The organism is Sphingomonas sp. (assembly GCF_035317925.1).
Taxonomy (GTDB): domain Bacteria; phylum Pseudomonadota; class Alphaproteobacteria; order Sphingomonadales; family Sphingomonadaceae; genus Sphingomonas_I.
The window spans coordinates 1-14,161 of record NZ_DATHFV010000088.1; the positions used below are offsets into that span (position 1 = coordinate 1).

Annotated in this window: 12 protein-coding genes; 7 read left to right on the top strand and 5 right to left on the bottom strand. The window is 65.8% G+C overall.

The window, feature by feature from the left end:
- On the bottom strand, nucleotides 1–498 hold a 498-nt coding region (locus tag VK533_RS06660; RefSeq protein ID WP_324376083.1), incomplete at its 3' end, for a VacJ family lipoprotein.
- A gap of 96 nt (nucleotides 499–594) precedes the next feature.
- Between VK533_RS06660 and VK533_RS06665 the strand changes: the two genes are divergently transcribed.
- Nucleotides 595–1,551 carry a metalloregulator ArsR/SmtB family transcription factor gene (locus VK533_RS06665; RefSeq protein ID WP_324376084.1) on the top strand — a complete coding sequence of 319 codons (957 nt, stop codon included), beginning with the start codon at nucleotides 595–597 and terminating at the stop codon, nucleotides 1,549–1,551.
- Nucleotides 1,551–3,566, top strand: a complete 2,016-nt coding sequence (locus VK533_RS06670) for a protein-disulfide reductase DsbD family protein (RefSeq protein ID WP_324376085.1) — start codon at nucleotides 1,551–1,553, stop codon at nucleotides 3,564–3,566. Before VK533_RS06665 ends, VK533_RS06670 begins: the two co-directional genes overlap by 1 nt.
- Before the next feature lie 3 nt (nucleotides 3,567–3,569).
- Here the strand turns inward: VK533_RS06670 and VK533_RS06675 are convergent, their stop codons facing one another.
- The 3 genes from VK533_RS06675 to VK533_RS06685 form a co-directional block, all read right to left on the bottom strand.
- A complete protein-coding gene (locus tag VK533_RS06675; RefSeq protein ID WP_324376086.1) occupies nucleotides 3,570–4,319 on the bottom strand; it encodes a glucose 1-dehydrogenase in 750 nt (249 codons plus the stop codon).
- A gap of 121 nt (nucleotides 4,320–4,440) precedes the next feature.
- The gene (locus VK533_RS06680; RefSeq protein WP_324376087.1) at nucleotides 4,441–6,129 is read right to left on the bottom strand and encodes an amidohydrolase; all 1,689 of its coding nucleotides are present in this window, start codon (nucleotides 6,127–6,129) and stop codon (nucleotides 4,441–4,443) included.
- Complete coding sequence (locus VK533_RS06685; protein WP_324376088.1) at nucleotides 6,126–6,992, bottom strand: NAD(P)-dependent oxidoreductase; 867 nt, start codon at nucleotides 6,990–6,992, stop codon at nucleotides 6,126–6,128. The genes VK533_RS06680 and VK533_RS06685 overlap by 4 nt, the downstream gene beginning before the upstream one ends.
- 85 nt (nucleotides 6,993–7,077) lie before the next feature.
- Between VK533_RS06685 and VK533_RS06690 the strand changes: the two genes are divergently transcribed.
- From VK533_RS06690 to VK533_RS06710, 5 genes are all read left to right on the top strand, one after another.
- Nucleotides 7,078–8,322 carry a threonine ammonia-lyase gene (locus VK533_RS06690; RefSeq protein ID WP_324376089.1) on the top strand — a complete coding sequence of 415 codons (1,245 nt, stop codon included), beginning with the start codon at nucleotides 7,078–7,080 and terminating at the stop codon, nucleotides 8,320–8,322.
- Between the two features lie 132 nt (nucleotides 8,323–8,454).
- The gene (locus VK533_RS06695) at nucleotides 8,455–9,246 is read left to right on the top strand and encodes an arginyltransferase (RefSeq protein WP_324376090.1); all 792 of its coding nucleotides are present in this window, start codon (nucleotides 8,455–8,457) and stop codon (nucleotides 9,244–9,246) included.
- Between the two features lie 97 nt (nucleotides 9,247–9,343).
- Nucleotides 9,344–10,585: an NF038122 family metalloprotease gene (locus VK533_RS06700; protein WP_324376091.1), complete on the top strand. Its 1,242-nt coding sequence runs from the start codon at nucleotides 9,344–9,346 to the stop codon at nucleotides 10,583–10,585.
- Between the two features lie 93 nt (nucleotides 10,586–10,678).
- Nucleotides 10,679–12,280 (top strand): sodium:solute symporter family transporter, encoded by a 1,602-nt coding sequence (locus VK533_RS06705; RefSeq protein WP_324376092.1) that lies wholly within the window; start codon nucleotides 10,679–10,681, stop codon nucleotides 12,278–12,280.
- 74 nt (nucleotides 12,281–12,354) lie between these two features.
- Nucleotides 12,355–13,020, top strand: coding sequence for a FadR/GntR family transcriptional regulator (locus VK533_RS06710; RefSeq protein ID WP_324376125.1), 666 nt, complete (start codon nucleotides 12,355–12,357; stop codon nucleotides 13,018–13,020).
- A gap of 3 nt (nucleotides 13,021–13,023) precedes the next feature.
- Here VK533_RS06710 and VK533_RS06715 read toward each other — a convergent pair whose 3' ends face one another.
- Complete coding sequence (locus tag VK533_RS06715; RefSeq protein WP_324376093.1) at nucleotides 13,024–14,157, bottom strand: cellulase family glycosylhydrolase; 1,134 nt, start codon at nucleotides 14,155–14,157, stop codon at nucleotides 13,024–13,026.
- Between the last annotated feature and the right edge of the window lie 4 nt (nucleotides 14,158–14,161).

The following is a 14,161-nucleotide window of genomic DNA, read 5'->3' on the forward strand; positions in this document are numbered from 1 at the left end:
ACCCGATCCGATGCCGTCTCGCAAGGTCGACGGACCGAGCAGAGGCAGAACCAGATAGGGCCCGCCGTTCACGCCCCAGACCGCCATCGTCTGGCCCAGATCCTCGGGCGCGGCGCGGAGGCCCATCTTGCTCGCCGGATCGAGCAGGCCGCCGATACCGAGCGTGCTATTGACCACGAACCGCCCGAAATTGCGCGCCGCGCGGTTGGGCTTGCCCTGCAGCACATTGTTGATGAACGACCAGGGCTCGGTCAGGTTGGCGAAGGCATTGCTCACGCCCTGTCGCACCGGGCGTGGCGCGACCGCGCGATAGACCTGCGTGACCGGCTTGATCACGACCTTGTCGGCTGCCTGGTTGACCCCCCACACGCCGCGATTGACCTTTTCCAGCGGGTCGCGCTCGGCCAGAGCATATTGGCCGGGGGTTGCGCAGGCGCTCAACAGGAGCGCGCCGGCGATGGGGGAGAGCAGCCGTGCTGCGATGCCGCGCGAAATCATGGCTTTCGCCTGCCATAGGGCGGCGTGTATCGCAACCATGCGCATCAAGGGGTTGCGCTTGACGGAGCGCCCGCGCGGCGAAAGGGTGCGCGCAAGATGACCACGCCGCTCGCCATCTTCCGCGCGCTCGCCGATCCGACCCGGCTGCGCATTCTCGCCTTGCTGCGGCGGATGGAATTGTCGGTCGGCGAGCTCGCGCAGGTGCTCGGCCAGAGCCAGCCGCGCGTCTCGCGCCACGTCCGCATTCTCGCCGATGCCGGCCTGTGCGATCGGCGGCGCGAGGGGAGCTGGGTGTTCCTCGGCCTCGGCCCGGCCGCGACCGCGCCCTTGCTCGCGACGATCGACGGCGCGCGCGACGAATCGGCCGAGCGCTGGGAAGTGGCCGACGCAGCCCGGCTCGACGCGGTCCATGCCGATCGTGCCGCCGCCGCCCAGGCGTATTTCGATGCGCATGCCGCCGAATGGGATGCGATCCGTTCGCTTCACGTCGCCGAGGATGAGGTCGAGGCCGCGATCCAGGCGGCCCTGGGCGATGCGCCGATCGGGCGGCTGGTCGATATCGGCACCGGCACCGGACGCATGATCGAATTGCTCGGGCCGGGCACGACCAGCGCAACCGGCATCGACCGCAGTCCGGAGATGCTGCGTTTCGCCCGCGCGCGCATGGGCCGCGCCGGCATCGAGCGCGTCGATCTGCGCCAGGGCGACATGTACGCCTTGCCACTCGACGACGGCGCCGCCGACACGGTCGTGCTCCATCAGGTGCTTCATTATGCGCAGGCCCCGGCGGCGGCGATCGCAGAGGCCGCGCGGCTGATCGGCCCCGACGGGCGATTGCTGATCGCGGATTTCGCCGCGCATGATCGCGAGGATCTGCGCGATCGCGAGGGCCATGCGCGGCTGGGCTTCGACGACGATCAGATGGCGCACTGGTTCGCGGCGGCGGGACTCGAGCCCGCGCGCACGATCGAGCTCGCCGGGGGCGAACTGACGGTCAAATTGTGGTTGGCGCGGCGGAGCGCCGAATCCCTTAGATTGCGGGCGGTACGCTGATGATCCGTTTGTTGTGGGCCGCCTTACTGGCGGTCTTGTTCGCCGCGCCTTTGGCAGCCGTGCCCAACCATATCACGCCGAGTCTGGTCGCTGAGAGCATGACGCCCGCTGCGGGCACCAAGGTCACGCTCGCTTTCGCGATGAAGCCCGCGCCCGAATGGCACGGCTATTGGCAGAATCCGGGCGACGCAGGGCTGGCGACGCGCGTCGCGTGGACCGCGCCCAAAGGGCTCGCGTTCGGGCCGATCCAATATCCGGTGCCGCAGCCGCTGCTGATCGCGGGGCTGATGAACTATGTCTATGAAAAGGATTATGCCGAACTGGTGAGCGTCGATGTGCCCAAGGGCCTCGCGCCCGGCACGGCGTTGCCGATCACCGCCAAGATCGACTGGCTCGCCTGCAATCCGCAGACCTGCGTGCCCGAGACCGCGACCTTGGCGATCACGCTCACCGTCGGTGATGGCGCGGTTGCCCCGGATGCGCGCACGCAGTTCGATCGCTGGCGCGCGGCCTTGCCCAGACCGCTGGGGGCGGACGCCCACTATCAGGTCGTAAACGGCCGTTTCCGGTTGGAATTGCCGCTGCCCGCCGCGATCGACGCGAGCAAAGCCTATTTCTTCTCGGGCACGGATGGTGCGATCGACTATGCCGCGCCGCAGACGGCGGTGCATGACGGCGACCGGCTTGTGATTGAGACCGCGGCCAAGCCGAATGCGCCCGCCAGGGTGGACGGATTGGTCAAGCTCGGTCCCGAAATGGGGCTGAGTTTCGCGGGGTCGCCCGGTACGGTCGCGCCAGCGAAGACCTCGGGCGCCAGCACCGTCAGTCAAAGTGGCGGTTTCTGGGTGGCGTTGGGCGGAGCGATCCTCGGTGGGCTTTTGCTCAACATCATGCCCTGCGTCTTCCCGATCCTCAGCCTGAAAGCGTTGAGTCTGGCACGTTCCGGTGGCGATGAGAAAACGGCACGCGGCGAGGCGCTGGCGTATACTGCGGGCGTGATTCTGGTTTGTGCCGCACTCGGCGCGACCGTGCTTGGCCTGCGCGCGGCCGGCGGGCTCGCAGGTTGGGCCTTCCAGCTTCAGGATCCGCGCGTGATCGCGGGGCTGCTGCTGCTCGTGTTCGCGATCGGGCTCAATCTGGCGGGGCTGTTCGAATTGCCGGTCTTGTCGGGCGGCGACGCGCTGGCGGGTGCTGGCGGCAAGGGCGGCGCTTTCTGGACAGGCGCGCTCGCGGCCTTCGTCGCGACGCCGTGCGCGGGCCCCTTCCTGGGTGTGGCGCTCGGCGCCGCCATTCTCCTGCCCGCCGCTGAGGGAATGGCGATCTTTGTCGGGCTTGGCCTCGGTCTGTCCTTGCCCTTCCTGCTGCTGGGCTTCGTCCCCGCCGTGCGCCGCTGGTTGCCCAGGCCCGGCTCGTGGATGGATCTGTTCCGCCGCATCCTTGCCGTGCCGATGCTCATCACCGCCCTGGGACTGGCCTGGGTTCTTGGTAAGCAGGCAGGCGTGAACGGAATGGCGATCGGATTGGCGGCCGCGTTGCTGATGAGCCTGGGCCTGTGGTGGTCGGGCCTGCGTCAGGCCGCGCTCAAAACGGGAGCCTGGTGGCCGGTGCTGGCGGCCTTGATCGCGGCGGCGGCGCTGATCGCGATCGTGCCGCGCGATGCGGCGGTAGCGGCAACGGTGAGCGCGGGAACCGAGCCGTTCAGCGAAACCAAGCTGGCCGAATTGCGCAGGCAAGGCCGGCCGGTCTTCCTCTATTTCACCGCCGACTGGTGCCTGACCTGCAAGGTCAACGAGAAAGCCGCGATCGAGCGCGGCGAGGTGACGAAGGCCTTCGCCGACAAGCATGTGGTGACGATGGTCGGCGACTGGACGCGGGGCGATCCCGCGATCAGCCGTTTCCTGGCGGTGCATGGCCGTTCGGGCGTCCCCTTCTACCTTTATTATCCGGCGGGCGGGGGCGAACCCCGCGAGCTGCCCCAGATATTGACGCCGGGACTGCTCGCGGGATTGGCTTGATGCTTACAGGAGGGAACCGCCGCTGACCTCGATCGAGCGGCCATCGACCCAGCGCGACTGATCCGAAGCGAGGAACAGCACCGCGTCGGCGATATCGTCGGGTTGGCCGATCCGCTGCAGCGCCTGAACGCTCTTGATGTAGGTACGGCCTTCCTCGGTGCCGAGGAAGTCTTGCGCCATATCAGTATCGATCGCGCCCGGTGCGATCGCGTTGACGCGAATGCCGCGCGGGCCGAGCTCCTTGGCGAAGTTGCGAGTCAGCACCTCGATCGCGCCCTTGGTCGCCGAATAAGCCGACGCGCCGTCGAACGCGGCACGTGCCACGACCGATGAGAGGAAGATCACGCTCGATCCGTCGCCGAGCAAGGGCAGGAGCTGCTGGGTGAGGAAGTAAGGCGCGCGCACATTGATGGCGAAGTGGCGATCGAAATCCTCGATCGTCTGTGCCTCGAGCGGCGCGAACTGGGCGACGCCGGCATTGTTGACGAGAATGTCGAGCTTGCTGATGCCGAGAGCCTTCACGGCTTCGGCCAGCTTGTGCGCGCCGTCGGCTGCGGCGAGGTCGCCGCCGACCGCATCGGCCTGACCACCCTTGGCGCGGATTTCAGACACGAGCGTATCGGCCGCATCCCGGCTGGCGGAATAATGGACGATCACGCGCGCGCCGGCTGCGGCGAGGCGGGCGGCGGTGGCGCGGCCGAGGCCACGCGAGGCGCCGGTGACGAGGGCAATCTTGTTGGTAAGGTCGGTCATTGGAAGTCTCCCTGAAGAAGGAGACAGCCAGATAAGCGCATCCCTGCCGAACCCCAGGCAGATAATCTATACCGATCGTTACAGAATGTTTAGGTGTTCATCATAATCGCGTCATGCCGGCTCATTTCCGCACCCACGCCCGGACGCCGCCGATCCAGGTCTCCAGCACCCTGGTCTCGCGCAGCGCATGACTGTCGACCTGGAACGGGTCGCGGTCGAGCAGGATGAAGTCGGCAAAGTGACCGGGCTCGAGGCTGCCGATCCGGTCTTCCGCCTTGGCGGCAAAGGCCGCGCCGGTGGTGAAGGCGGCGAGGGCTTCGGTCAGCGTGATCTTCTGGTCGGGCAGGAAGCCGCCGGGCGGATCGCCCGCCGCATCCTCGCGCGTGACCGCGTCGGCCATGCCGGGGAAGGGGTTGGGATCCTCGACCGGATAATCCGATCCGAAGGCGAGCGGGACATGATTGTCGAGCATCGTCCGCCAGGCATAGGCGCCCTTGAGCCGCTCGGGCCCGAGCCGCTTGATCGCCATCAGATGATCGGATGTGGCGTGGGTCGGCTGCATTGACGCCACGACATGATAGGTGGCGAAGCGCGGGAGGTCGGCCGGATCGACGATCTGGGCATGCTCGATCCGCCAGCGCCGATCGCCCTCATAGGTCGCCGACAATTCCTCGATCGCATCCAGCACCTGCGCGTTGGCGGCGTCGCCGATCGCGTGGACCGCGACCTGGAAACCGTCCATCGCCGCGCGGCTCATCAGATTCTTGAGCTTGGCGTCATCCATCCGCTGGAGGCCGCGGGTCGATGGCATATCGGTATAAGGCTGCTTGAGCCAGGCGCCGCGCGAGCCGAGCGCGCCGTCGGCGAAGAATTTGACGCCGATCATGCGCAGGCGGCCGCCATAGAGCCATCCGGTAGGCTGCGAGCCCGCGACCGTGAGCGCGGTATCGACGCCCAGTCCATAGCTGGTGATGCGCACGCGCAGACGATCATTGTCCCCCAGCCGGCGCAAGGATTCCCAATCCTCGACGCTGGTGCCCATGTCGCAGGTCGCGGTTACGCCGTCCGCGATCAATATCTCCTGCGCCTTGGCCATCGCGGCGTCGCGTTCGCGCGGCAGCGGGGCGGGCGCCGCCTTCTCGATCAGCCCCCGCGCCGCATCGACGAAGAGGCCGGTGGGATTGCCCTTGGCATCGCGCTCAATCCGTCCGCCGGCGGGGTCGGGCGTCCTCGCAGTGACTCCCGAGGCCTTCAGCGCCGCGCTGTTGGCAAGGACGGCGTGGCCGTCGACGCGCTCGAGCAGGGCCGGCCGATCGCCGGTGAAGGGATCGAGATCGGCGGCGGTCGGGAAGCGGCCGAGCTTCCACTTCTCCTGATTCCAGCCACCGCCGCGAATCCACGGCGTCTCATGGTCTGCCGCGTAACGCTGTAGCTTGTGCTGGGCGTCCTCGATACTGTTCGTGTCGGTGAGGTCGAGGCTCATCGCCTGGAAGCCGAGGCCTGAGACGTGGCCGTGTGCGTCGATCAGGCCCGGCAGCAGGGTGCGGTGCTGCCCGTCGAGCCGATATTCGGGCCGCTCGGGACGGAGGTCGCCCTCGTGCAGCAGCTTGGCGACGCGGCCGTCGCGGCCGATCAAGAGCCCGCTGAAATGTTCGAGCTTGCCCTGCGCGTCGATCGTGTAGCCGTTGACATTGTCGACCAGCCCCTCGGGCGTGATCGGTATTTCCGGCGCCGGCGGCGGTGCCTTGCGCGCGAAACCAGGCGTCGCGATCAGGGCGAGCGCCAGCGCGCCGCCCAGCATCGCTTTCATCGGCCGAGCCTCCGCACGATCGATGACGTGTCCTGTCGGCCACCGCCCATTTGCTGAACCTCGGCATAGAATTGATCGACCAAAGCCGCGACCGGCAAAGTTGCGCCGTTGCTGCGCGCCTCCTCCAGCGCAAGCCCGAGGTCCTTGCGCATCCAGTTCACCGCGAAGCCGAAATCGAACTGATCCTGTGCCATCGTCGCCCAGCGATTCTGCATCTGCCAGCTGCCCGCAGCGCCCGCCGAAATCGCCTCGAACACCTTGGCGGTGTCGAGCCCGGCGGCCTGCGCGAAGCGGAGCGATTCGGCGACACCCTGGATCACGCCCGCGATCGCGATCTGGTTGCACATCTTGGTCGTCTGGCCCGCGCCCGGTTCGCCGACATGGACGATGCGCGCGGCATAGGCCTGCATCAAAGGCTCGGCGCGGTCGAAGGCGGCATGCGTGCCGCCGCACATGATCGCAAGCTTGCCATTCTCGGCGCCAGCCTGGCCGCCCGAGACCGGCGCATCGACCACCAGCAGGCCGCGCTCCTGCCCCTCGTGCGCCAGCCGGCGAGCGATATGCGCGGACACGGTGGTGTGATCGACGAACAGGGCGCCCGGCTTCATCGCCGCGAAGGCGCCGTCCGGCCCGAGCGTGACCTCCTCCAGATCGTGATCCGCGCCGACGCAGGTGAAGACCGCGTCCGCGTCCTCTACCGCGAGCGCGGGCGTGACCGCGCTCTTGCCCTTATGCTTTGCCGCCCAGGCCTCGGCCTTGTCGGTGGTGCGATTATAGACGGTGACGTCGTGCCCGGCGGCGGCGAGGTGCCCCGCGATCGGTGCACCCATCACGCCCAGTCCGATGAAGCTCACTTTTGCCATGGCAGGGCCTTATCGCCACGGCTTTGCGTGCGCTAGCGCCCACGGGGTTCAAAAAGCGTTCGTAGAGGCCTAGGGCGAAACGATCATGGCCACGCTTACCAAGTCCGCCGCAGCCGATGCGCTGCCCATCTCGCTCGACGACGTCCGCGCTGCGCACGCGCGGGTCGCGCCGTTCATCGTGCGGACTCCGACGCTGATCAGCCGCACGCTCGGCCAGCTGACCGGCGCGACCGTCTATCTCAAGTTCGAGAATCTGCAGTTCACCGCCGCCTATAAGGAGCGCGGCGCGCTCAACAAATTGCTCCAGCTCGATGCGGGCGCGCAGGCGCGCGGCGTGATCGCGGCCTCGGCCGGCAATCATGCGCAGGGCGTCGCCTATCATGGTGCGCGGCTCGGCATCCCGGTTACGATCGTGATGCCGCGCAACACCCCCAACGTGAAGGTCAGCCAGACCGAGGGGCATGGCGCGACCGTGATCCTGCATGGCGAGAATGTTGACGAATCGCTCGCTTATGCGCGCCAGCTGGCGGCCGATCGCGGGCTGACGATCGTCCATCCGTTCAACGACGTGCAGGTCATCGCCGGCCAGGGCACGGTCGCGATCGAGATGTTCGAGGACGCGCCCGACATCGATACGCTGATCGTGCCGATCGGCGGCGGCGGTCTGATCTCGGGCTGCGCGACCGTTGCCAAGGCGCGCGAGGGCGTATCCGTGATCGGGGTCGAGGCCGAACTTTATCCGTCGATGTACAATCGCATCAAGGGCACCAGCCTGCCGTGCCATGGCGACACGCTCGCCGAGGGTATCGCGGTCAAGGAGCCCGGATCGATCACGTCGGGCATGATCGAGCATATCGTCGACGACATCATGCTCGTGTCCGAACGTCATCTCGAACAGGCGGTTTCGATGCTGCTCCAGATCGAGAAGACCGTGGTCGAGGGCGCCGGCGCCGCCGGCCTCGCCGCTTTGCTCGAAGAGCCCGGCCGCTTCGCCGGCAAGACCGTCGGCATCGTTTTGTGCGGCGGCAATATCGATCCGCGCCTACTCGCCAACGTGCTGCTGCGCGATCTCGCGCGCTCGGGCCGGCTCGCCCGCCTGCGGATCAAGCTGCAGGACCGGCCGGGCGCGCTCTACAATGTCGCGCGCATCTTCGACCAGGAACAGGTCAACATCATCGAAGTCTATCACCAGCGCGTCTTCTCAACCCTGCCGGCCAAGGGACTCATCACCGATATCGAGTGCGAGACGCGCGATGCGGCCCATCTGGCGCGACTGATGGCGGCGCTGGAAGAAGAGGGTTACGAGGCCAGTCCCGTAGAACTCGCTTAACGCCCGTAACGACTATTCGATGAATGGAGGGAGAGCTTAACCATCAAAGATGGTAAAGCATCTTTTCATCGCATCCCGTCAAAGGCATAGTCGTTGAACCGGGGCCAGTAAGGCGAGGGGCATCAGCCAGTCGTGAGTGCGCAGTTCAAATTTCCGAGGTTCTTCGTGACCTCACCTGCGCCATGCCCCTATTTGCCGGGGCGGACGGAGCGCAAGGTCTTCACCGAGCTTTCGGGAAACCATGCCGCCGAACTGAACGAGGCGCTGGGCCGGATCGGTTTCCGGCGCAGCCAGGGCGTCGCCTATCGGCCGAGCTGCACCGATTGCCAGGCTTGCGTATCGGTCCGCGTCGTGGCCAACGAATTCAAGCCCAACGCCACCCAGCGCAAGCTGATCCGCCGCAATGACGACCTGGTCGTCAATGCGTGCGAGCCGTGGACGACCGAAGAGCAGTTTACATTGTTGCGCCGCTATCTCGCCGCGCGCCACCCCGGTGGCGGCATGGCGGAGATGGACGAGCTCGATTTCGCGGACATGGTCGAACAGACGCCGGTCACGACCTTCATCGTCGAATATCGCGAGCCGTCGACCAACGGCCGGCCCGGCAAGCTGGTCGGCGCCTGCCTGACCGACCAGCAGTCGGACGGTCTGTCGATGGTCTACAGCTTCTTCGATCCGACGGTCGAGGATCGGCCCGGGCTCGGCACCTTCATCATCCTCGATCATATCCAGCGCGCGCGCGCCGCGCGCCTGCCGTTCGTCTATCTGGGCTATTGGGTGAAGGGCTCGTCGCGGATGCAATATAAGGTCCGCTTCCAGCCGATCGAGCGGCTGGGGCCCAATGGCTGGCGCCGCTTCGACGCGGCCGAGACCGAGCCGGGCCTGCCGCCCGCCACCGGTGGGATGAAATTCCCTAAGTTATAACCACTACGGATAAGTAACGGCATGACGGTTTGCGCTATTTCCTGTAATAGCGCGAGTTGCTCGCGGCACATCCGTGCCTGATCTCGAGGATTCGGTCATGTATCAGTTCCGCCGGTTTGTTACCGGCGCTGCTTTTGTCGCGTCGATGTTCGGTGCCCAGGAAGTCAGCGCCCTCACCATCAACCTGATCGACTACAACAATACCGTCACGGGCACCGCGGCAAAGCAGGACCTTGATATCGCGGCCTATTACTGGTCGTCACTGATTACGACCAACGCCACGGTCACTATTCAGGTGGGCTATGGTGCGCTCGGCACCAACGTGATCGCCTCGACGAGTTCTAACTCCACGTCGACGAGCGCTGCCGACGTCTATCTGCATCTTGCGGCGACCGGGAACAGCGCGCTCGACGCGGTCGCGATCACCCATTTGCAGCCGCTCGACGCGAGTGGCGGTCTGTCCTTCATTACCAACAGCAACGCCGGTAACGTCATCAGCAAGACCGCCCAGGTCTATGACAACGACGACAGCGCCAATAACCGGCAGCTCGACGTCAACACGTCGGTGATGAAGGCGCTCGGCTATACCGGCTACAACCAGGCGATCGACGCGCGGATCACCCTCAGCAGCGCCTTCGCCTTCGATCTCAATCCCAGCAACGGGATCGCGGCGGGCCACACAGATTTCATCGCCATTGCGATCCACGAAATGGGCCATGCGCTGGGCTTCACCAGCGGCGTTGATGATTATGATCTGTATGCGGCCGGGACGAAGTCGCCTTATACGGGCCTATCGGTCAACCTCAACGCGTCCGCCGAATTCTCGACGCTGGACCTGTTCCGCTACAGCAACGATCCCGGCAACCTGGCGCCGGGTGCGGGCCCAGCGCTCGATCTGTCGACCGGCGGCACGCCCTATTTCTCGATCGACGGCACGGCCGCGTTCAACGGCGCCTATTTTGCGACCGGCAAATATGCGGGCGATGGGCGCCAGGCTTCCCATTTCAAGGACAGCACCGGCTGCGGCGCGCAGATCGGGATCATGGATCCGACCTTCTGCAAGGGCCAGATGGGGGTCGTCACCGATAACGATATCGCGGCGATCGATGCGCTCGGCTGGAACATCAACGTCGATGCCCTCCAGAATTTTGGCTACAGCGTAAGCACCGCGCAAATCTATGCACAGTTCGTCACGCCGCCGCCATCGGGCATGCTGATGGCTGGGGCGGTGCCGGAACCGGCGAGCTGGGCGATGATGCTGGTTGGCTTCGGCCTGATCGGCGCGGTTGTTCGGCAGGGCCGTCGCGGCAAGCCGCTTTTCCTCGACAGCGGCAAATAATCATATAATTTGCCCTCCGGATCGGGCAACAGCCGGGTCTTGCCGATCGCGATGCCACGCAGCATCGTGATGGCCGCAGGAGGGGACTAGTCCATGCAGATGAGCGCGATCGATATCGCCGTCGTGGTTCTTTACGCGATCGCCATTTTCGGCCTCGCCCAGTGGGTGTCGCGCGACAAGGTTGGCGCCGGCCCCAAGAACACGACCGATTATTTCCTCGCGTCCAAGAATCTGCCCTGGTGGGCGATCGGCGCTTCCTTGATCGCAGCCAATATCTCGGCCGAACAGATCGTCGGCATGGCCGGATCGGGCTATGCGATCGGTCTCGCTATCGCGTCCTATGAATGGATGGCGGCGGCGACCTTGCTGCTCGTCGGCAAATATTTCCTGCCGATCTTCCTGCGCAACGAGATCTACACGATGCCGCAATTCCTCGAGCGGCGATATGGACGCAACATCCGCACGCTGATGGCGATCTTCTGGCTCGCGCTCTACGTGTTCGTGAACCTGACCTCGATCATCTGGCTCGGCTCGATCGCGGTCAGCAAGGTCGCCGGCGTTGACCAGAATATCGCGCTGATCGCGCTCGGCGCGTTCGCGCTTCTCTACCAGATCCGCGGCGGGCTGAAGGCGGTCGCGCTGACCGACATCGTTCAGGTGACCCTGCTCGTGCTCGGCGGTTTGGTGATCGTCGTGCTCACGCTCGGCAAATTGGGCGACGGTGCCGGAATCCTAGCCGGCTGGTACAAGGTCACCGCGACCATCCCCGATCATTTCCACATGATCCTGAAGAAGGGCGATCCCCATTATATGGATCTGCCCGGCCTATCGGTGTTGATTGGCGGGATGTGGATCGCCAACCTGAGCTACTGGGGCTTCAATCAATATATCATCCAGCGCGCGCTCGCGGCGAAGAACATCGCCGAGGCGCAAAAGGGCGTGATGTTCGCGGCGTTCCTCAAATTGCTGATGCCGTTGATCATCGTCGTGCCGGGCATCGCCGCGGTGCTGATCGCACCGGACCTCGCCAAGCCCGACGAAGCCTATCCGACAATGATGCGGCTGCTGCCGACCGGCTTGCTCGGCCTGGTGTTCGCGGCGCTGATCGCGGCGATCATCGCGTCGACCGCGTCCAAAATTAATTCGATCGCGACCATCTTCACGCTCGACGTCTATGCCAAGATGAAGAGCCAGCGCAGCGACGCGGAGGATGGCAGCGAAGCCCATGGCCTGCGCGAGCGCCACCTCGTGCTGGTCGGCCGTATCGCGGCGTCGGTCGCGATCCTGATCGCGATCGTCACGGCGCGGCCCTTGCTCGGCAAGTCGGACCAGGCGTTTCAGTTCATCCAGGAATTCACCGGCTTCTTCACGCCTGGTATCACCGTCATCTTCCTGCTCGGGCTATTCTGGAAGCGCGCCAACGAGGCCGGGGCGATCGCTGCGGCGGTGGCGTCGGTGGTGCTGTCCTGGCTGCTCAAGATCGTGTGGGTGAGCCTGCCCTTCATGGACCGGATGGGTGTGGTGTTCCTGATCGCCGCCGCGCTCGCGATCCTCGTCTCGCTGGCCACGCCGCAGCGGCCCGGCACCGATACGATCGAGACGGGAGACGTCGTCTATGCCACACGCACCAGCTTCAATGTCGGCGCGCTCGCGGTGGTGCTGATCCTGATCGCGCTCTACAGGACCTGGTGGTAGGAAAAAGTGTGGGAAGCGAAACCGGCAAGGCGGCGCGCGGCGCAAAGGCGGGCAGCCGCAACCTGACATTCGGCATGCTCGAGGCGCTCGGCCGCGCGATCGTCACCGGCCGCTATGACGCGGAGCGCTTTCCAACCGAGGATGAACTGACCGCGCGCTACGCCGTCAGCCGTACGGTGACGCGTGAGGCGGTGAAGATGCTCACCGCCAAGGGCCTGCTCAAGGCGAAGCCGCGGGCGGGGACGACCGTCCAGCCGCCTTCGGCGTGGAGCGTGTTCGATCCGGACGTGCTGCGCTGGATGATGGAGCGCAAATTCTCACTCGACCTGCTGCGCCATTTCAACGAACTCCGCGTCGCGATCGAGCCGCAGGCGGCCGCGCTCGCGGCGCTGGCCGCGCCGGGCCCCACACATGACGCGATCGAAGCCGGGCTGCAGCGGATGGAGGCGGCGGAACGCGGTGCGGACGACACGCTCGAGGCCGATATCGCCTTTCACATCGCGGTGCTGGAAGCCTCCGCCAACCCGTTCTTCCTGCAATTCCGCGATACGGTCGCGACCGCCTTGCGCACCTCGATTCGCTTCACCAACCGTTTCAAGGGCCGATCCGCCGACGTGCCCGCGCACCGCGCCGTGTTCACTGCGATTCAGGCGGGCGATGCCGCAGCCGCGCGCGCGGCGATGGCGGCGATCATCGGCGAAGTCATGGATTTCATCACCACCGCAGGCGATCGGCGCTAGGCCTCACCGCAGCGGCCGCGCGCGCAATGCGAGGAAGATGTCCGCTTCCCGCGCGCGATAAGGCGTGCCGTCGGGCTCGACCAGATCGTGGAACCACACCACCGGCGGATGCTGGACATAGGGATGGTCCCAGCTTTCCCACGGAAAGTTGGTCTGGGTCTTGCCGCGCACGAACCCCCAATTGATCATGCCGACATTCTCGCGCCGGCCGATCGGCAATATGGTGTCAACGGTCGATCCCGCGCTGCGCGCCATCCATTCGGTGCAAAGGATCGGCCGGCCATAAAGCTTGAGCTGCGCGACCCGGCCCGCGAAATCCTCGGGCCAGCCATAATTGTGGAAACTGATCACGTCCGATTGATCGAGCTGTATGCGCGGCACCGGATCGAGCTTGGCTTCGTTCGCGGGCGACCAGTCGCCGCCGGTCCACACGCCACTGGTCAAAGGCTGGATCGGATGCGCGGCGCGCGCCCAGGCGAAAACCCGCGGCAACAGTTCGGCCACACGTGCCTTGACGCGCGCATCCTCGCCTGTGTCGTAACTACCGCCGCCCGTATTGTCGGGCTCGTTCCACACGTCCCACGCCAGCAGGCGGGGATCGCGGCCGAAGCTGCCAACCATATCCGCGACATAAGCCTGCAGCCTTTTCTCCTGCGCCGGGTCCATCAGTGCCGCGCGGCCGGGGCTCTGCACCCAGCCCGAATTGTGGATGCCGGGCAGCGGCGCATGCTGGGGGCCGAGCTTCGGGTTCGGATCCCAGCAGCTGTCGAACAGTACGAAGACCGGCTTGATGCCGTGTCGCGCGGCGATCGCGAGGAAGGTGTTCACGCGCCGCCTGAACCCGGACGGATCCTGCTGCCACGCCAGATCGTGCAGGAAGACGCGCATCGTGTTCATGCCAAACCGATCGTGCGCCCAGCCGAGTTCGCGATCGATCTCGGTTGGATTCCAGCTGGCGGACTGCCACATTTCGAGCTGGTTGATCGCGTCGGCGGGGACGAAGTCGGCCCCGGTCAGCCAGGCCTGTTTCGCATACCAGGCCCTGGCCTGGCCCGTGCTCCAGCGCGTCTCCGCCGCCTGCGCGCCGGATGCGAACAAGGTGACGAAAGCGAGCGCGGCGGAGAGGCTGGCTTTCATCGCG

Coding starts and splice junctions, on each gene's coding strand:
- VK533_RS06665 (WP_324376084.1), top strand. CDS start 595: ATGACCACGCCGCTCGCCATCTTCCGCGCGCTCGCCGATCCGACCCGG.
- VK533_RS06670 (WP_324376085.1), top strand. CDS start 1,551: ATGATCCGTTTGTTGTGGGCCGCCTTACTGGCGGTCTTGTTCGCCGCG.
- VK533_RS06675 (WP_324376086.1), bottom strand. CDS start 4,319: ATGACCGACCTTACCAACAAGATTGCCCTCGTCACCGGCGCCTCGCGT.
- VK533_RS06680 (WP_324376087.1), bottom strand. CDS start 6,129: ATGAAAGCGATGCTGGGCGGCGCGCTGGCGCTCGCCCTGATCGCGACG.
- VK533_RS06685 (WP_324376088.1), bottom strand. CDS start 6,992: ATGGCAAAAGTGAGCTTCATCGGACTGGGCGTGATGGGTGCACCGATC.
- VK533_RS06690 (WP_324376089.1), top strand. CDS start 7,078: ATGGCCACGCTTACCAAGTCCGCCGCAGCCGATGCGCTGCCCATCTCG.
- VK533_RS06700 (WP_324376091.1), top strand. CDS start 9,344: ATGTATCAGTTCCGCCGGTTTGTTACCGGCGCTGCTTTTGTCGCGTCG.
- VK533_RS06705 (WP_324376092.1), top strand. CDS start 10,679: ATGCAGATGAGCGCGATCGATATCGCCGTCGTGGTTCTTTACGCGATC.
- VK533_RS06710 (WP_324376125.1), top strand. CDS start 12,355: ATGCTCGAGGCGCTCGGCCGCGCGATCGTCACCGGCCGCTATGACGCG.
- VK533_RS06715 (WP_324376093.1), bottom strand. CDS start 14,157: ATGAAAGCCAGCCTCTCCGCCGCGCTCGCTTTCGTCACCTTGTTCGCA.